The organism is Jeotgalibacillus sp. R-1-5s-1 (assembly GCF_004405105.1).
Taxonomy (GTDB): domain Bacteria; phylum Bacillota; class Bacilli; order Bacillales; family Jeotgalibacillaceae; genus Jeotgalibacillus.
In genome coordinates, this window is record NZ_SORW01000016.1 from 43,672 (window position 1) to 61,468 (window position 17,797).

24 protein-coding genes are annotated in these 17,797 nt (G+C 46.9%); 23 read left to right on the forward strand and 1 reads right to left on the reverse strand.

The annotated features are described in order from the left end of the window. Positions 1-22: 22 nt before the first annotated feature. The 20 genes from rplO to E2491_RS07935 all read left to right on the forward strand — a co-directional run bounded on the left by rplO (position 23) and on the right by E2491_RS07935 (position 13,384). Complete coding sequence (gene rplO / locus E2491_RS07840; protein ID WP_134374695.1) at positions 23-463, forward strand: 50S ribosomal protein L15; 441 nt, start codon at positions 23-25, stop codon at positions 461-463. After that, positions 463-1,764, forward strand: coding sequence for a preprotein translocase subunit SecY (secY, locus tag E2491_RS07845; RefSeq protein ID WP_134374697.1), 1,302 nt, complete (start codon positions 463-465; stop codon positions 1,762-1,764). Before rplO ends, secY begins: the two co-directional genes overlap by 1 nt. 57 nt (positions 1,765-1,821) lie before the next feature. Further along, complete coding sequence (locus tag E2491_RS07850; RefSeq protein ID WP_134374699.1) at positions 1,822-2,472, forward strand: adenylate kinase; 651 nt, start codon at positions 1,822-1,824, stop codon at positions 2,470-2,472. Beyond that, the gene (gene map, locus E2491_RS07855) at positions 2,472-3,218 is read left to right on the forward strand and encodes a type I methionyl aminopeptidase (protein WP_134374701.1); all 747 of its coding nucleotides are present in this window, start codon (positions 2,472-2,474) and stop codon (positions 3,216-3,218) included. The genes E2491_RS07850 and map overlap by 1 nt, the downstream gene beginning before the upstream one ends. 54 nt (positions 3,219-3,272) lie before the next feature. Then, complete coding sequence (locus E2491_RS07860; RefSeq protein ID WP_319799517.1) at positions 3,273-3,527, forward strand: KOW domain-containing RNA-binding protein; 255 nt, start codon at positions 3,273-3,275, stop codon at positions 3,525-3,527. 21 nt (positions 3,528-3,548) lie between these two features. Beyond that, on the forward strand, positions 3,549-3,767 hold the full coding sequence (gene infA / locus E2491_RS07865; protein WP_041054740.1) for a translation initiation factor IF-1: 219 nt from the start codon (positions 3,549-3,551) through the stop codon (positions 3,765-3,767). Between the two features lie 38 nt (positions 3,768-3,805). Next, positions 3,806-3,919, forward strand: coding sequence for a 50S ribosomal protein L36 (rpmJ, locus tag E2491_RS07870; RefSeq protein ID WP_003156543.1), 114 nt, complete (start codon positions 3,806-3,808; stop codon positions 3,917-3,919). Positions 3,920-3,942: 23 nt separating this feature from the next. Then, positions 3,943-4,308 carry a 30S ribosomal protein S13 gene (gene rpsM, locus E2491_RS07875; protein ID WP_134374703.1) on the forward strand — a complete coding sequence of 122 codons (366 nt, stop codon included), beginning with the start codon at positions 3,943-3,945 and terminating at the stop codon, positions 4,306-4,308. A gap of 25 nt (positions 4,309-4,333) precedes the next feature. Then, the gene (gene rpsK / locus E2491_RS07880) at positions 4,334-4,723 is read left to right on the forward strand and encodes a 30S ribosomal protein S11 (RefSeq protein ID WP_134374705.1); all 390 of its coding nucleotides are present in this window, start codon (positions 4,334-4,336) and stop codon (positions 4,721-4,723) included. Positions 4,724-4,898: 175 nt separating this feature from the next. Further along, positions 4,899-5,843: a DNA-directed RNA polymerase subunit alpha gene (locus tag E2491_RS07885; protein ID WP_134374707.1), complete on the forward strand. Its 945-nt coding sequence runs from the start codon at positions 4,899-4,901 to the stop codon at positions 5,841-5,843. Positions 5,844-5,883: 40 nt separating this feature from the next. After that, complete coding sequence (rplQ, locus tag E2491_RS07890) at positions 5,884-6,264, forward strand: 50S ribosomal protein L17 (protein WP_134374709.1); 381 nt, start codon at positions 5,884-5,886, stop codon at positions 6,262-6,264. A gap of 375 nt (positions 6,265-6,639) precedes the next feature. Further along, on the forward strand, positions 6,640-7,476 hold the full coding sequence (locus tag E2491_RS07895; RefSeq protein WP_134374711.1) for an energy-coupling factor ABC transporter ATP-binding protein: 837 nt from the start codon (positions 6,640-6,642) through the stop codon (positions 7,474-7,476). After that, positions 7,452-8,312, forward strand: coding sequence for an energy-coupling factor ABC transporter ATP-binding protein (locus tag E2491_RS07900; RefSeq protein WP_134374713.1), 861 nt, complete (start codon positions 7,452-7,454; stop codon positions 8,310-8,312). The genes E2491_RS07895 and E2491_RS07900 overlap by 25 nt, the downstream gene beginning before the upstream one ends. After that, positions 8,309-9,112, forward strand: coding sequence for an energy-coupling factor transporter transmembrane component T family protein (locus E2491_RS07905; RefSeq protein WP_134374715.1), 804 nt, complete (start codon positions 8,309-8,311; stop codon positions 9,110-9,112). Before E2491_RS07900 ends, E2491_RS07905 begins: the two co-directional genes overlap by 4 nt. Before the next feature lie 6 nt (positions 9,113-9,118). Continuing rightward, complete coding sequence (gene truA / locus E2491_RS07910; RefSeq protein ID WP_134374717.1) at positions 9,119-9,868, forward strand: tRNA pseudouridine(38-40) synthase TruA; 750 nt, start codon at positions 9,119-9,121, stop codon at positions 9,866-9,868. Positions 9,869-10,090: 222 nt separating this feature from the next. Next, a complete protein-coding gene (rplM, locus tag E2491_RS07915) occupies positions 10,091-10,528 on the forward strand; it encodes a 50S ribosomal protein L13 (protein ID WP_134374719.1) in 438 nt (145 codons plus the stop codon). A gap of 25 nt (positions 10,529-10,553) precedes the next feature. Beyond that, a complete protein-coding gene (gene rpsI, locus E2491_RS07920; protein ID WP_134374721.1) occupies positions 10,554-10,946 on the forward strand; it encodes a 30S ribosomal protein S9 in 393 nt (130 codons plus the stop codon). Between the two features lie 193 nt (positions 10,947-11,139). After that, entirely contained in the window at positions 11,140-11,481 is a 342-nt protein-coding gene (locus tag E2491_RS07925) for a hypothetical protein (protein ID WP_134374723.1), read from the forward strand. Between the two features lie 81 nt (positions 11,482-11,562). Beyond that, a complete protein-coding gene (gene cwlD / locus E2491_RS07930) occupies positions 11,563-12,261 on the forward strand; it encodes an N-acetylmuramoyl-L-alanine amidase CwlD (RefSeq protein WP_134374725.1) in 699 nt (232 codons plus the stop codon). Positions 12,262-12,328: 67 nt separating this feature from the next. After that, positions 12,329-13,384: a P-loop NTPase gene (locus E2491_RS07935; protein WP_134374727.1), complete on the forward strand. Its 1,056-nt coding sequence runs from the start codon at positions 12,329-12,331 to the stop codon at positions 13,382-13,384. Between the two features lie 465 nt (positions 13,385-13,849). Here the strand turns inward: E2491_RS07935 and gerD are convergent, their stop codons facing one another. After that, positions 13,850-14,512, reverse strand: coding sequence for a spore germination lipoprotein GerD (gerD, locus tag E2491_RS07940; RefSeq protein ID WP_134374729.1), 663 nt, complete (start codon positions 14,510-14,512; stop codon positions 13,850-13,852). Positions 14,513-14,664: 152 nt separating this feature from the next. Between gerD and E2491_RS07945 the strand changes: the two genes are divergently transcribed. The 3 genes from E2491_RS07945 to E2491_RS07955 all read left to right on the forward strand — a co-directional run bounded on the left by E2491_RS07945 (position 14,665) and on the right by E2491_RS07955 (position 17,792). Beyond that, complete coding sequence (locus E2491_RS07945; RefSeq protein WP_134374731.1) at positions 14,665-15,330, forward strand: KinB-signaling pathway activation protein; 666 nt, start codon at positions 14,665-14,667, stop codon at positions 15,328-15,330. A gap of 543 nt (positions 15,331-15,873) precedes the next feature. Beyond that, positions 15,874-16,638, forward strand: coding sequence for an SAF domain-containing protein (locus E2491_RS07950; protein WP_134374733.1), 765 nt, complete (start codon positions 15,874-15,876; stop codon positions 16,636-16,638). A 23-nt stretch (positions 16,639-16,661) separates the two neighbouring features. Continuing rightward, complete coding sequence (locus E2491_RS07955; RefSeq protein ID WP_134374735.1) at positions 16,662-17,792, forward strand: CpaE/TadZ family protein; 1,131 nt, start codon at positions 16,662-16,664, stop codon at positions 17,790-17,792. The last annotated feature ends 5 nt before the right edge of the window (positions 17,793-17,797 follow it).

Genomic DNA, 17,797 nt, shown 5'->3' on the forward strand with positions numbered 1-17,797 from the left:
TTATCAACAAGGAGGTGCCACTATGAAACTTCATGAGTTAAAACCTGCAGAAGGATCCCGCAGAGAGCGCAATCGCGTTGGTCGCGGTATCGGTTCTGGTAATGGTAAGACTGCTGGTAAAGGTCATAAAGGTCAAAACGCCCGTTCAGGCGGCGGAGTACGCCCAGGCTTTGAGGGTGGTCAAAACCCATTAGCACGCCGTCTTCCTAAGCGTGGATTCACAAACATCCACCGTAAAGAATATGCGGTTATTAATCTTGATGCACTAAACCGTTTCGACGAAGGTACAGAAGTAACACCTGAGCTTCTAATCGAAACTGGTGTAGTAAGCAAAGAGCGTGCAGGAATCAAGGTTCTTGCAAAAGGTACTGTAGAGAAGAAACTGACTGTTAAAGCTCACAAATTCTCTTCTGCTGCTAAAGAAGCAATCGAAGCTGCCGGCGGAACAACTGAGGTGGTTTAATGTTTCGGACAATCTCCAATTTTATGCGCGTGGGTGAAATAAGAAACAAAATTATCTTCACTCTTTTAATGTTGGTGGTCTTTCGGATCGGAACATTCATTCCGGTTCCTGGCGTAGATGCACAAGTTCTTCAGGCGCAGGACCAGATGTCCGGCCTGATCGGATTTATGAATACGTTCGGGGGCGGAGCTTTAATCAACTTCTCGATCCTGGCAATGGGTATCATGCCGTATATCACGGCCTCCATCATTGTACAGCTTTTGCAAATGGACGTTGTTCCGAAGTTTGCTGAGTGGTCTAAACAGGGAGATGTTGGACGTCGTAAGCTGGCTCAGTTTACACGTTACTTCACGATTGTACTGGCATTCATCCAGGCAATCGGAATGTCTTACGGCTTTAACCGTATGTATGGTGGAACATTGATTCCGGATACATCGGTGACAACGTACATGCTGATTGCAGTCGTACTTACAGCCGGGACAGCCTTTTTAATGTGGTTAGGAGAGCAGATCACAGCTAAAGGTGTTGGAAATGGTATTTCCATTATCATCTTTGCAGGTATCGTGGCCGCTATTCCTAATGGCGTTAACCAGCTTTACGCACAGCAGATTGAAGGTGCGGGGGAGCAATTGTTCCTGAACATCGTCATTCTTGCACTGCTACTACTTGCGATTATTGCGATTACGGTCGGAGTAATCTTCGTACAGCAGGCACTGCGTAAAATTCCGGTACAATATGCAAAACGTGTTGGTGGCAACAACGCTCAGGCAACTGGCGGACAGTCGTCACACATTCCATTGAAAGTAAACGCAGCAGGTGTAATTCCGGTAATCTTCGCGATTTCCTTCATTATTACACCACAAACGCTTGTAACATTCTTTGGACAAAACAACATTACAACAACGATTCAGGATGTATTTGATTACACGCAGCCAATCGGTATGACGATTTACGTTGCGCTGATCGTTGCTTTCACGTATTTCTACGCATTCATTCAGGTGAATCCGGAGAATATGGCTGAAAACCTTAAAAAACAAGGTGGTTATATCCCAGGTATCCGTCCTGGACGTGCAACTCAGGATTACCTGACGAGCGTTCTTTACCGTTTGACTTTCGTAGGAGCGATTTTCCTTTCAGTAATTTCGATCCTGCCGATTTTCTTCATTAATCTTGCTGGTCTTCCACAATCGGTGCAAATTGGCGGAACAAGCCTGTTGATCATCGTTGGGGTAGCACTTGAGACAATGAAGCAGCTGGAAGCACAGCTGGTGAAGCGGAACTATAAAGGATTCATGAGATAATCACATGGTTTTGGGGTGCTACACCCTGAAGCCCATCTTAAATGAGGGGGCTTACTTGTGAATATTGTTTTAATGGGTTTACCTGGTGCCGGTAAAGGGACACAGGCTGAACGTATTATTGAAAAATATAACATCCCTCATATTTCGACTGGGGATATGTTCCGTGCGGCTATTAAAAACGGTACGGAGCTTGGATTGAAGGCGAAATCGTTTATGGATCAGGGTGACCTGGTTCCTGATGAAGTAACCATCGGAATTGTCCGTGAACGATTAAGCAATGATGATTGCCAAGAAGGGTTTCTGTTAGATGGATTCCCGAGAACAGTGGCACAGGCCGATGCGCTTGATGCATTACTCAAAGACCTTGGCAAGGAACTCGACTATGTTCTAAACATCAAGGTGGAAAAAGAAGAGCTGATGAAGCGTCTAACCGGCCGTTGGATCTGTAAGACCTGCGGGGCAACGTATCATACAGTCTTCAACCCTCCTGCAGTGGAAGGTAAATGTGATAAAGACGGTGGGGAACTATACCAGCGTGAAGATGACAAGCCGGAAACTGTTAAGAATCGTTTAGATGTTAATATGAAGCAAACCCAGCCTCTTCTGGACTTTTACGGTTCAAAAGGTGTGCTGAAAGACATCGACGGCCAGCAGAATATCGATAAGGTATTCAGCGACGTAGATGAATTGCTCGGGGGCCTTCGCTAATGATCGTTTGCAAGACTCCTCGCGAGATTGAGATCATGCGCGAAGCAGGCAAGATCGTTGCGTTAACCCATCAGGAGCTGCAAAAGTATATTGCGCCTGGAATCACAACGAAGGAACTTGATGAGATTGCTGACCGGTTTATCCGTCAGCATGACGCAGTTCCATCCTTTAAAGGGTACAACGGTTTCAGCGGAAGTATCTGTGCTTCAGTTAATGAAGAACTCGTTCATGGCATCCCTGGAAGCCGCAAGCTGAGAGATGGCGACATCATCAGCATTGATATCGGCGCAAAGTATAAGGGATACCACGGCGACTCCGCCTGGACCTATCCGGTTGGATCGATTCCAGCGGAGACACAGAAGCTGCTTGAAGTAACGGAGGAATCACTCTTCCGCGGCTTGAAGGAAGCGAAACCGGGTGTTCGCCTGTCGAACATCTCTCATGCTGTTCAAACGTATGTTGAAGAAAACGGTTTTTCAATCGTACGGGAGTATGTAGGGCATGGCGTTGGGCAAGACTTGCATGAGGCACCGCAAATTCCTCATTATGGTCCGCCTAACAAAGGGCCCCGACTGAAACCCGGCATGGTACTAGCGATTGAACCGATGGTGAATGCAGGAAGTCGCTACGTCAAGACACTTGCTGATAACTGGACAGTCGTAACCACCGATGGTAAGATGTGTGCGCACTTTGAACACACGATTGCGATCACTGAAGAGGGTTACGAAGTCCTGACAAAAGCCTAGTTGTAGGTGATCCTAATGTTTGAATCCGATTCGCCCCCCGGGATAGGGCAAATTGTGCAGGTGAACAAGGGCCGTGATACAGGAGTATACGCGGTTGTCATTCATCGGTTAGATGAGAAGTTTGTTTTAATTGCGGACGGTGAACACCGGAAGTTTGACCGGCCGAAAAAGAAAAACATTCATCATTTGACTTCATGCGACTATGTATCCCCTGAAGTTCTAAATAGTATTTCTGAGACAGGACGTGTGACAAACGGAAAGCTGCGCTTCGCAGTCCAGACATTTGTTAACAGCATCCTGAAAGATTGATAAAGAAGGGAGATTTGTTCGATGGCGAAAGACGATGTTATCGAAATTGAAGGTACCGTAGTTGAGACTTTGCCTAACGCAATGTTTAAGGTAGAATTAGAAAATGGTCATAATGTGCTTGCGCACGTTTCAGGTAAAATCCGTATGCACTTTATCCGGATCCTTCCTGGCGACCGGGTAACAGTGGAGTTATCTCCATATGACCTGACTCGCGGCCGTATCACTTACCGTTACAAATAATCTTTTGCACTCCGAACCACTAAGGAGGTTTAGATAAGATGAAAGTGAGACCATCTGTTAAGCCGATCTGCGAAAAGTGTAAAGTCATCCGCAGAAAAGGCAAAGTAATGGTGATTTGCGAAAATCCTAAGCACAAACAAAAACAAGGCTAATAAAGAAGGAGGTGCTCATGTAAATGGCACGTATTGCTGGAGTAGATATCCCTCGTGATAAGCGCGTTGTGATTTCTCTAACTTATATCTTTGGTATTGGTAAATCAACTTCAATTCAAATCCTTAAAGAAGCAGGTGTTTCTGAAGACACTCGCGTTCGTGATCTGACTGAAGATGAGCTTAACAAAATCCGTGAAATCGTTGACGGTCTTAAAGTAGAAGGTGACCTTCGTCGTGAAACGTCACTTAACATTAAACGTCTAATGGAAATCGGAGCATACCGCGGTCTTCGTCACCGTCGTGGACTACCAGTTCGCGGACAGCACACGAAGAACAATGCACGTACTCGTAAAGGTCCTCGTAAGACTGTAGCGAACAAGAAAAAATAATAGGTAAAGGAGGTTTCTTCCTACAATGGCACGTAAACAACAAACTCGTAAGCGTCGTGTGAAAAAGAATATCGAAGCAGGTATTGCTCACATCCGCTCAACTTTTAACAATACAATCGTGATGATTACAGATACTCAAGGAAACGCAGTGGCTTGGTCAAGCGCTGGTTCACTAGGTTTCAGAGGATCTCGTAAGTCTACTCCATTCGCAGCGCAAATGGCAGCTGAAACAGCAGCTAAAGCTTCAATGGAACACGGAATGAGAACTTTGGAAGTAACAGTAAAAGGTCCTGGTGCAGGTCGTGAAGCGGCTATCCGTGCACTTCAGGCTGCAGGTCTTGACGTAACGGCAATCAAAGACGTAACGCCAGTTCCTCACAATGGCTGCCGCCCGCCAAAACGTCGTCGTGTTTAATTTTTCTGTATAAGATCCGCTGATTCTGGTCTATACTGGAAGAGGCAATTCCTTCTTACAGAAAAGAAAGATCCAGTTGTAAAGCACAATGGGAACCGTAAACATGGGGAATTTCGGATTGATGATCTCATCAATACATCCGGGATTTCGACGTTTTGAAGGAGGGTAAATTTGAATGATCGAAATTGAAAAGCCAAAAATTGAAACGGTTGAGATCAGCGATGATGCCAAGTACGGAAAATTCGTTGTAGAGCCACTTGAGCGTGGGTATGGTACAACATTGGGTAACTCCTTGCGTCGTATCCTATTATCCTCACTTCCTGGTGCAGCAGTAACGTCAATCCAGATTGATAGCGTACTGCACGAGTTTTCAACGATCGAAGGCGTCGTGGAAGATGTTACAACAGTTATAATGAATATCAAGAAGCTGGCATTGAAGATCTATTCAGATGAAGAAAAAACACTTGAAATCGATGTTCAAGGTGATGGACAGGTAACTGCTGCCGATATCACTCATGACAGTGACGTAGAGATCCTTAACCCTGATCTTTATATCGCAACGATTGGGAAGAACGGCCATCTTCGTGTGCGCTTAACAGCATCACGCGGACGCGGTTATACACCAGCCGACCAGAACAAACGTGAAGATCTGCCGATTGGTGTGATTCCAATTGACTCAATCTACACACCTGTTTCTCGTGTAAACTATCAGGTTGAAAACACTCGTGTTGGTCAAATGACGAACTTCGATAAGCTTTCACTTGATGTCTGGACAGACGGAAGCATTGGCCCGAAAGAAGCTGTTGCTCTAGGTGCTAAGATTCTGACTGAACACCTTAATATCTTCGTAGGATTAACGAACGAAGCACAGAATGCCGAAATCATGGTAGAAAAAGAAGAAGATCAGAAAGAGAAAGTTTTGGAGATGACCATCGAAGAACTTGACCTGTCTGTTCGTTCTTACAACTGCCTGAAGCGTGCAGGAATCAACACTGTTCAGGAGCTGGCTAACAAGTCAGAAGAGGACATGATGAAAGTGCGTAACCTCGGACGTAAATCACTTGAAGAAGTTAAGGCGAAATTAGATGAACTTGGATTAGGTCTTCGCAGAGAAGACTGATTGACCGATAGAAAGAATTTTAAAAAGGAGGGAACCCTTCATGGCTTACAGAAAGTTAGGACGTACAAGCTCTCAGCGTAAAGCACTTCTTCGTGACCTTACGACTGACCTTATCGTTAATGAGCGCATTGAAACAACAGAAACTCGCGCGAAAGAACTTCGCTCAACAGTAGAAAAAATGATCACTCTTGGAAAACGTGGTGACCTGCACGCACGTCGTCAGGCAGCTGCTTACATCCGTCGTGACATGGCTACTGTTACAAACGAAGAAGGCGAAGAGTCAACTGTATATGCTCTTCAAAAACTATTCAACGATGTAGCGCCACGTTACGCTGAGCGTCAAGGCGGATACACTCGTATCATGAAAGTTGGTCCACGTCGCGGAGACGGCGCACCAATGGTAATCATCGAATTAGTATAATTCGATGAACACACGGAGGGCGGAACAGTTAGAGCCTAACTGCTCTCGCCCTCTTTCTTTAAATCACGATTCATACGACACGACAAAAGCAGAGCGCTACGATGGGCAGGTCCGCCTGTCCCGTCTAGCTCTACGCACCTCATTCCTCCATCGTCACAATGGAGCCCGGAAAACCATACAAGCGAGTATAAGCGAGCGCATTTCCTTGAATGAGGTGCGCGCTTTTTTTGTATATAGCTGTATGAAGCTCTCACGTTCAGCTAGCTTCATAAAGTTTTATACAAAAATCCTATTTGATATAAATCAGACGAGCAGGCTTTAAGGAAATGTCCTGAGCCGGTCGAGCAGAGCCAGACAGAAAGGAGTTCCGACAGGATGAGTGAGATGATTAAGCTTGAGCATGTAACGTTCAGATATCCCGGAATAGAGACAGATGTATTAAAGGATGTATCCATCTCGATTAAAACAGGGGATTGGACCGCGATTGTCGGTCACAACGGATCCGGAAAATCAACGATGGCCAAGCTGATGAACGGCCTTTATTTCCCGGATGAGGGAACAATCCGCATTTCAGATATTGTATTAGAAAAAGAGACCGTATGGGATACACGCAAGCATATCGGCATGGTGTTTCAGAATCCTGACAACCAGTTTGTCGGGACAACCGTGCAGGATGATGTCGCGTTTGGCCTTGAAAATCACGGGATTCCGCAGGAGGAAATGGTCAGGCGCGTGCAGAGAGCATTAAAGCAGGTACGCATGGATGAATTTCTGGATCAGGAGCCGCATCACCTGTCAGGCGGTCAGAAGCAGCGTGTCGCGATGGCAAGCGTGCTGGCGCTTCGCCCGGATATCATTATTTTAGATGAAGCGACCTCTATGCTGGATCCCGCAGGACGGCAGGAGGTTATTGAGCTTGTGCGCGAACTGAAAAAAGAGCAGGAAATGACCGTACTATCCATCACACATGACTTGGAAGAAGCAGCAAAGGCTGACCGGATCATAGTCATGAACAAAGGTCAGGTCTACCGCGAAGGGACGCCTGAAGAGATTTTTGCGATGGGTCAGGAGCTGGTGGACCTCGGACTGGATCTGCCATTTCCGCTGAAAATGCAGCACGTACTAAAGGAAAAGGGGCTGCCTGTTGGCGGATTAACCCTGACTGAAGAAGAGTTGGTGAATGAACTATGGAAATCCGTCTTGAACAAGTAGAATACCGCTATGCGGCCAATACCCCATTTGAGAAAAGAGCGCTGGAGGAAGTGAGCTTTGATATTCCTTCTGGCAGCTGTGTCGCGATTATTGGCCATACAGGGTCAGGGAAGTCCACGCTGCTGTTGCACCTGAACGCTTTATTAAAGCCTACAGGCGGCTCTGTTCAAATTGGAGATCGTACTGTAAAGGCTGGGCGTAAGGAAAAGGAATTGAAGCCGATCCGTCAAAAGGTCGGGATCGTCTTTCAGTTTCCTGAGCAGCAGCTGTTTGAAGAGACTGTGATGAAGGATATTTGCTACGGTCCAATGAACTTTGGCGTGTCAGAAGAGGAAGCACAAAAGCGTGCGCGCTACTGGATTAAAGAAGTCGGTCTATCTGAAGAAATCCTGTCCAAGTCACCGTTTGACCTGTCAGGTGGACAAATGCGCCGTGTGGCGATCGCTGGCGTTCTGGCCATGGAGCCTGAGGTGCTGGTTCTGGATGAGCCGACAGCGGGACTTGATCCGCGCGGCCGGAAGGAAATGATGGAGATGTTCTACCGTCTTCATAAAGAGCGGGGACTGACGTTGATTCTTGTCACACACAGCATGGAGGACGCTGCCCATTACGCAGATAAAGTCGTTGTCATGCATAGAGGGAAAAAAGTGCATGAAGCGCCGCCACGCGAGCTGTTTGCTGATCAGGAAAAGCTGTCAGCGTGGGGACTCGGTGTACCGGAAGTCGTGAAATTTCAGCGCAAACTGGAAGAGAAAAGCGGCCGGACATTTCCGAAGCTGTGCCTGACGATGGATGAGCTGGCTGATCTGCTTAAGCAGGGAGGTGACCGCTCATGATGGAGAAGATGATTTTCGGACGCTACATTCCCGCAGACTCATTCGCTCATAAAATGGACCCGCGTGCCAAATTGATCTTTATCTTTGCTTTTATCGCGATTATCTTTATTGCCGATAACACGTGGGGGTACCTCGTTGCTGCGGTCTTTACGTATGCAAGTATCCGGCTGTCAGGGCTGACGCTGCGCTTTTTAATCAGCGGGCTGAAACCGGTAATGATTCTGATCGGATTTACCTTCCTGCTGCAGCTCTTTTTCGCAAGGGAAGGCAATCTCGTTTTTGAGCTTGGCTTTATCCGGATTTATGAAGAGGGCATCCGTCAGGCGTTTTACATCTCAATCCGGTTTACACTGCTTGTCTTTATGACGTCATTGCTGACGCTGACGACGACGCCGATTTCAATTACAGACGGGATGGAACGTCTTTTAAATCCATTGAAAAAAATTAAGTTCCCGGCCCATGAGCTCGCACTGATGATGTCGATTGCCCTGCGTTTTATTCCAACGCTGATGGATGAGACGGACAAAATCATGAAAGCACAGATGGCCAGAGGCTCGGATATGTCGAGCGGACCGTTGAAAGACCGTCTGAAAGCCATTGTGCCACTGATGATCCCGCTGTTTGTCAATGCCTTTAAACGGGCTGAGGACCTCGCAACGGCGATGGAGGTACGCGGCTACCGTGGCGGTGAAGGGCGGACAAAATATCGTTTGCTGTTCTGGCACAGCCGTGACACGATCGCACTCGCCTCACTCATCCTGCTTGCAGCTGCTCTCATTGCTCTGCGCTTTATGGTGTAAGGAGTGATGAAGGTGACAAGAATTAAATGTACAGTGGCCTATGACGGAGCGGCCTTTTTCGGTTATCAGGTCCAGCCGGGCCAGCGCACGGTTCAGGGGGATATCGAAGCGGCCCTGCAGGAAGTGCATAAAGGCCGTTTTATCCGCATCTCAGCAAGCGGCCGGACCGATGCCGGTGTCCATGCGATGGGGCAGGTGTTTCATTTTGATACTGACACGTCCATTCCCCCTGAAAAATGGCCCATCATTTTAAATCAGAAGCTGCAAAATGACATCGCCGTCTTAAGTTCTGAGGCGGTGTCAGAGGACTTTCACGCGCGTTTTAGTGTGGAAGCCAAGGAATACCGGTTTATCATCGACAGAGGGTCTGTAGCGATGCCATTCAGGCGTCATCATGCCGTTCATTATCCGTTTCCACTCGATGTCACGAGCATGCGTGAGGCGGCAGCCTGCCTCCTTGGAGAGCACGACTTTACAAGCTTCTCTTCAGCCAAAACAGAAGTCGTTGATAAAGTCAGAACGATTCACCTGATCGAGATTACAGAACACGATACAGAGCTCATCTTCCGTGTAAAAGGGAACGGCTTTCTCTATAACATGGTGAGAATTATCGTCGGCACGCTGTTAGAGGTCGGATCGGGGAAATACGAGCCGTCTGATGTGAAGCGGATGCTTGAAGCAAAAGACCGCTCAGCAGCCGGCAAAACCGCTCCTGCACACGGTCTTTATCTATGGGAAGTCGAGTACAAAAAGTAAGTCGTAAGTGTGAAAAACGACTTATTTAAAAAAAAGTTACTAAAACAACTGAACCTGGTGTAACATCCCCTTGACATTGCCAGTCAAACATTATAAGATAGCCTATGGTATGTATTTCACCCTCAAGCAAGAACCCGGACCTTGTGATGAGTGAAGTGTTATAAATACGTCTAAATAATGAAGCGATTCATAACGATATAATCTTTTTTAGGAGGTAAACTCATGCGTACAACATTTATGGCTAAAGGCCACGAAGTAGAACGCAAGTGGCTCGTTGTAGACGCTGAGGGTCAGACTCTTGGACGTCTTGCAAGTGAAGTTGCTGCAATTCTACGCGGTAAAAACAAACCAACATTCACACCTAACGTTGATACTGGTGACTATGTGATCATCATCAACGCTGACAAAATCCACCTTACTGGTAAGAAGCTTTCTGACAAGATCTACTACCGTCACAGCATGCACCCAGGTGGTCTTAAACAGCGTACTGCATTAGAAATGCGTACGAAGTACCCACGTCAAATGCTGGAGCTTGCGATCAAAGGTATGCTTCCAAAGAATTCTCTTGGACGCCAAATGATCAAGAAGCTTCACGTATATGCCGGCACTGAGCATCCACATCAGGCACAAAAACCAGAAGCGTACGAACTACGCGGTTAATTCATTTTAAGAGGAGGGAATTATCTTGGCACAAGTTCAATATATCGGAACAGGCCGTCGTAAGAGCTCTGTTGCACGTGTACGTCTAGTACCAGGTAACGGACAGATCGTTGTTAACGGTCGCGACGTTGAAAACTACATTCCATTCGCTACACTACGCGAAGTAATCAAGCAACCACTTAACATTACTGAAACTCTAGGCAACTACGATGTTCACGTAAACGTTAACGGTGGTGGCTACACTGGACAAGCTGGAGCAATCCGTCACGGAATCTCCCGCGCACTTCTTACAGTAGATCCAGAATTCCGCGGCTCACTTAAGCGCGCAGGTCTTCTGACTCGTGATGCTCGTATGAAAGAGCGTAAGAAGCCAGGTCTTAAAGGTGCCCGTCGTGCGCCTCAGTTCTCAAAGCGTTAATTTTTATTATCGCACACAAAAACCCTCAGCTTATGCTGGGGGTTTTTTAATATACTAAATGCTGTCGAATTTCATTGTAAAGGTTAGCGATCGTTGTTCAGGTATATATCTTATGTATTTTAATATTCTCTTACAAATAACGTGAGGAGGAAATGATCTGAAAAAGGGTGCCGTTTTAATTGGTTTAATCATTTTGATCTTATTAATCGGTATGATCAATATTGTTAATTATTTTGATCATATGGTTGGTGAGCAAAAAGCTGTTAGTTCACAAATAGAAAAAAGCGATAAAATAATGAGCGATATAAAAATGATTAAACTTCAGGAACAGATAGTAAAAAAATTAAAACAAGAAGGCTATACTCCTACCGGCACATTTGGTTTTTCGATCTCAAGCTTTGAAAAAAAATCAATAACAATAGATTTATTAGAAATACCAAAAGAAAAAACAGCTGCTGAAATAGAGATACATAAAATAGTGAATGAGATATCTCAAGAGAATGAATTAGGCCTATTCGAGATCACTATACAGTGAATCATTTTAATCATCGTAGCTAATTAAGTCCTGAATGTTCGCGAAAGCGCATATACTCTCCTCATAATAAGGGGGACTGTCATGCGCAAAAAGATTATTATGGTGATGCTGCTTACCGTTGTATTAGGGACAGGCCTTGGAGCGGGCTTGTATGCAATAGAGGAATGGAGGCTTCCTCTGTCGGGAAAAGTGATCGTGCTTGATCCCGGACATGGCGGACCGGATGGCGGAGCGACCTATGAAACCATCCTTGAGAAAAATTTAACGCTCTCCATTGCCAGACAGCTTCAGGCTTATTTAGAGGAGCAGGGGGCGATTGTGCGCCTGTCGAGAGAAAAGGATGAGGATCTGGCAGATGCTGCGACAAAGGGGTTCAGAGACCGTAAGCGTGAGGATCTGAAAAAGCGTCTTGAGCTGATCAATGACCGGGATAACGATCTCTTTATCAGCATTCATCTTAACGCCATCCCCGAAACGCAGTGGAAAGGCGCGCAAACCTTTTACACGGGTTTTAACGATGATAATAAACGGCTGGCGCTGTTTATCCAGCATGAATTAAAACGCCACCTGCCAAATAATACGCGGAAAGCCAAATCGATAGACGGCATTTACGTGCTGAGTCATGCAGAAACGCCGGGTGTGCTCGTCGAGGCAGGGTTTCTTTCCAATCCGGAGGAGCGTTACTGGCTGTTAAAGGATGACTATCAGCAACGCGTAGCTGCTGCTGTGTACATTGGGATTTTAAGACACTTTTCGAAGGAAGAAGAGCCGACTGAGTAAGACGTCACCCTTCACCTATGTTATACTGACATAGATGAAAACGAATTCACAGAAGGGGTGTCACGTCTTGGTAACAGAACAACAGGTACGCGAATTGCTCGGTTCAATGAATGATCCGATTTTACATACGACGCTTGCAGAAACGGAAGGAATCGTGGAAGTAAGCATCAAGGAAGAGAAAAATCACGTCAGTGTCAAAATCGCACTCGCAAAAACGGGTACAGCGGAACAAATGCAGCTGCAAATGGCCGTTGTAGATGCGCTGAAAAAAGCCGGTGCAGAAACAGTCGGCATCCGCTTCACAGAGCTTGAGCCTGAAAAACTCGAGAAGTTCCGCGGTAAACAGGGAGATGCAGTCGAAGATAATTTGCTCTCACCAGGAAATAAGGTTCAATTTATCGCCATCGCAAGCGGAAAGGGCGGCGTCGGTAAATCCACCGTATCCGTCAACCTCGCAGTCGCACTGGCCCGCGCCGGTAAAAAAGTCGGCCTGATCGACGCCGATATCTACGGCTTCAGCGTGCCGGATATGATGGGTATCAACAAGCGCCCAGTCGTCCGCGGCGAGCGCATTATTCCAGTAGACCGCTTTGGCGTAAAGGTCATCTCTATGGCCTTCTTCGTAGAAGACAACGCACCTGTCATCTGGAGAGGCCCGATGCTCGGCAAAATGCTGAACAGCTTCTTCACAGAGGTAGAGTGGGGAGAGCTTGACTACCTGCTGCTTGACCTGCCACCGGGAACAGGCGACGTCGCACTTGATGTACACGCCATGCTGCCATCAAGCAAGGAAATCATCGTGACAACACCGCACCCGACAGCAGCCTTCGTCGCAGCACGTGCCGGTGCAATGGCCCTGCAGACAGAGCACTCGATCCTGGGCGTTGTCGAAAACATGTCCTTCTATGAAAGTAAAAAAACCGGCGAGCGCGAATTCGTATTCGGTCAGGGCGGCGGCGAAAAGCTTGCCGAAGAGCTCCGCACAGATCTCTTAGGAAAACTTCCGCTCCAGCAGCCTGACTGGGATGAAAACGACTTCGCCCCATCCGTATATGGAGCCGATCACCGTCTCGGCAACATCTACGCCGATATCGCACAGCAAGTCATTGACCGCACCACATAAAAAAAGGAGAGCTGAGGCTCTTCTTTTTTTGTGGGTTTTATGTGGGAAAGGGCATTTAGGATGGAGATCCTGGTTTTGCCGCGTCCCCGGGGTGAACCAGGCGGCTAGAAAAAAGCGAACCATCCATAGTCCAAATGACACTAACCTCACGAATTCTCCGCTAAGCTCACAAACCCGCCGCCTAACCTCACGAACTCCGCGTCTAACCTCACGAACTCCGGCCGCAACCTCACAAACTTCGTCCATCACCTCACGAACCCCAATCCGCGTCCGGAGCATCCACCAGGCGGCTCGAACTTAGCCAATCACCCATAGTCCAAATGACACTAACCTCACGAATTCTCCGCTAAGCTCACGAACCCGCCGCCTAACCTCACGAACTCCGCGTCTAACCTCACGAACTCCGGTCGTAACCTCACAAACTCCACCCCCAACCTCACATTCCCCACATCAAACCCATCTCCATCACGGACTCCCTCCGCCATTCCCACTATCTGTCCCGCCATCTCCGTCTGTTCCGCCACCCTGACTGCCACCACCGCCACCTTCACCCTGCGATGCTTGTGGACCTTCCTGTGTCCCACTGGCCTGTTCTTCACCGCCCATCTCTTTTGCGGCATTCATCAACAGATCCTGCATTTCCTTCTTAACGAGTGGGCTTTCCATCATTTCCATCATGATTTTTTTGGTTTCTTCTTTATATTGCTGGCTCGTCAGCACGGACATCGTTTGTTCGTGCATAGCGGGATCTTTCATGAGCTCGAGCATCATCTTCTGGTATTCGGGATCCTTCATGAGTCCCTTCAGCAGATCTTTCTGCTCTGTCTGCATGCTTTTGGCAAGGGTCTCGGCAAACTGGGGGTCGTTGAAGGTTTTCTTCCAGAAGTCCTGACCTTCCTTTGACAATAAAGTCGTTTCGATGGACTGTTTAACAACATCCTGGTCGAGGACGAGCTCTTTTTTCAGCTCTTCGTCTGCTAAAAGCTCCTGAACGGCTTTCTTGCCTTCACTCGTTTTTAACAGGTCAGTGACCATTTGCTTTGTTTCTTCATAGCTTGTTTTTTCGTTGCCGGAGCAGCCTGATAGGAGCAGGGCAGCTAAGGCTACAGCACCTAATTGTTTACGCATGAGTTCACCTCCAATCTTTACGGTCATTTGTTTTCTTATCGTGACCTGAAATCCTGATTTTATGCACGTTCACACGACGGTCATGGATTTTTAAGGGATCGACTGGTACAATCGAATGAGAATGTGTATTTTCAGATTTGGAGGATAGAGACGTGACCATACGAAATTGGATCCGTTTTTTTGTGATGACATTGCTTGTAGGCGGTGTCACAACCGGTGTTGTTGGGATTACTGTCCGCTGGGATGAGCTCACTACTCAGCTTGCGGGTGAAGATACGGTTGAATTAATTTCAGTTGTCGTCTGGATGATCGGTGTCGGGATGACGTTTAGCGTATTAAGCCAGATGGGGTATTTTGCATACTTAACGATTCATCAGTTCGGACTCGGGATTTTCCGTTCACTGAAGCTATGGAATCGGGTGCAGTTAGTGATTACAGCATTTGTTTTATTTGATCTTGTGTATTTCCGTTTTGATGCGTTTGCGGATGAAGGGGATTCATTACTGCCATACTTCAGTTTAGCGGTATTCCTGCTGGTTGTGGGGATCATTGTAGCGCTGTTGAAATCAAAGCAGGCCGGGAATAAAGCGCTGTTTCCATCCACGCTCTTTTTCATGGTCGTGGTGACGACGCTTGAATGGCTGCCGGTGCTGAGAAGTAATGAAAACTACTGGCTGATTACAATCATGTTCACGCTGATTGCGACGAATGCCTATCAGATGCTCGCACTGCCAAAATATAATAAGCGGTCACAAAAGGATCGTGAAGAGCGGCTCGCACGAAAAGCAGCCCGCGAAAAAGAAGCAACAGCAAAGTAAAGCATGCCAACATGGTGTGCTTTTTTTCGTGTTTTCCTTTCTTTCGTCCTGTCAAAAAGGTCTTATGATCACATACATGAATCCTCTTCACAATGAAAATTTGTTAAATATAGCCACCATCATATTAATAACTACTTATGTAACGCCAAATTTCACCTTCAAACCTCTCGAAATCAAGATTTTTTCCACGCTCTTCCAAACAAAAATCGTTCTAAGGTCCGGTAATTTGTAATGTTTGTTACAAAATTCGAATTAATTTAACGGAAATCGAAGTAAATTCCAACGAACCTCCTATGATCCAAAAAAAATTCATGAAACTTATGTCCCTTACCTCTTTCAGACCACCTGGACTATCTTCTTTCCTCAAAACGCCCAAATTTCACCACGATTTGACAGTGTTCAAAATTTCCATTAAAAACAGTGATAGCTAATTCAGCGCATTTCGGGAAAAATGAATTTCCGACACTAATGTCATATTAGTTGGCGCTAATGTGAATACATTGTACTAAATTTCACTTATTTGGGAAAGTGAGGAAGATAGCGATGATTGAGTCAAAAAGAAGGGCATTAATCTTCTTTATTATCGCAGCACTATTCGCTGCAGCTGCCGGCTATTTTACCTTACAGAAGGTGAGAGAGCTGAACTCGGATCTCGGCACGATGGTCACCGTTTATGTGGCGGGTGCAGATATTGCGGCACGGGACGTCATTACACCGGATAGCGTGGCAGCGGAAAGCATTCCGCAGAAGTTTGTCACATCAGAGCACATTCAAAATCCTGATGAGCTCATGAATAAGGTATCGGTTGTTCCTTTATCAGAAGGAGATGTGATTTCTAAAAACATGCTGAAGGAAGCGTCAGCTGTTACAGAAGAAAATAACCGGCTTGTGACGTTAATGTCATCAGAGCGCGTATTTTTTGATGAACCGCTTGAGCCGCTCGACCGTGTCGACATTATCGTGTCGAATCGGACAGATGAAGGAAATCAGACAGAGATCTTTATGAAGGATGTCAAAGTCGCACGTGTAGCCAGCGAGGAAGGAAATTTTTCAGGGGTACAGGTAGAAATCTCACTCGATCAGACACCTGAACTCATCCATATGCAAAACTACGCAGACAGTGTCCGCATCATTAAAGCAAATGTAGGACTCGCTAATCAGGAGGTTGCAGGTACATCGCAGGAAGCTGAGGAAGCACCGCCTGAAGAGGAGCCGGCAGAAGCAGAACAGCCGGCAGAGGAGAAAGCGGAAGAAAAACCGCCTGCTGAAGAAAAGAAAGAAGAGCAAAAGCAGGATTCCGGAGAATAAGTCGCGGGTGAGGAGGAAAAGCCATGGAAGAATTGGATGTACTCATAATAGGAACAGAAGGCACACTCGTGTCGACCATCCGGACACGTTTACCGGAACATTTAAAAACCGAAGTGCTTGACCCGTCACATTTACGATCAGAGCTGAAAAATAAACAGCCAAAGGTCGTCCTGCTGTTACATGGGGATGCCGATATTGAGCGGGTTGCGCTGCTTCAGTCTGAACAGCTCCACGCACCGATTATCTTCATTCACGAGACGCATGATTTCCAGCTGTTCCGGGATCTGGTGAGAAGAGGGGTAACAGATTACCTCGTATTACCGGAGGATCTTGGAGGGCTCGGTGACCGCGTGGAGACGATTGTATCCCGCGCTTCAGCGGAGCAGCCGAAGGAGCAGCTGTTCAAACGAGGAAACGGTAAGGTGTTTGCTTTCTACAGCGGAAAAGGCGGCAGCGGGAAAACGTTCCTGAGCACAGCCTTTGCCCAGACGCTGAAGCTTGAGTCAACGGCGCAGGTCATTTATATCGACCTGAACCTCCAGTACGGAGGCGGAGAGACGTTTCTCGGGATTGAAGCGAACCGCACGATCATGGATCTTGAGCCGGTTATTGATGAAGTCAGTGAGCATCATTTGAAAAACGTATCGGAAAAAGAGCCGTTTTCAAAACTCGACCTGCTGATCAGTCCGCGTGACGCTGAAATGGCCGAGCGGCTGACAGAGGATTTTGTCACGAAAGTATTGCGCGCATGCAGACGCAGCTACGATTTTATCATCATTGATCTGCCGTCCAATATTGACGAGCGGACCTACGGGGCACTGGTAGAGGCGGATAAAGTGTTTTACACGATTGCTCTTGATACACCGTCGATCCGGGTGCTGAAGCACGTGGAAACCCTGTTTCAGAAGCTCGGGATTCCAACAGAGGACCGCTTAGAGCTCGTATTAAATGAAGTCGGCAAAGAAAATGAGCTGTCGAAAAAAGATTTGGAACGCTTTGTCACGTACCCGCACGCTGCAGAAATCAGACGCGATATTAAAGGTGTGCAGGCTGCGATTAATAAGGGACAGCCGATCCGGAAAGAGCCGAAGGAGAAGAAAATGATCCCGGCAGCGAAGGATCTGCGCAAATGGGTGAGATCGATGCTGAAGTAAGGAGG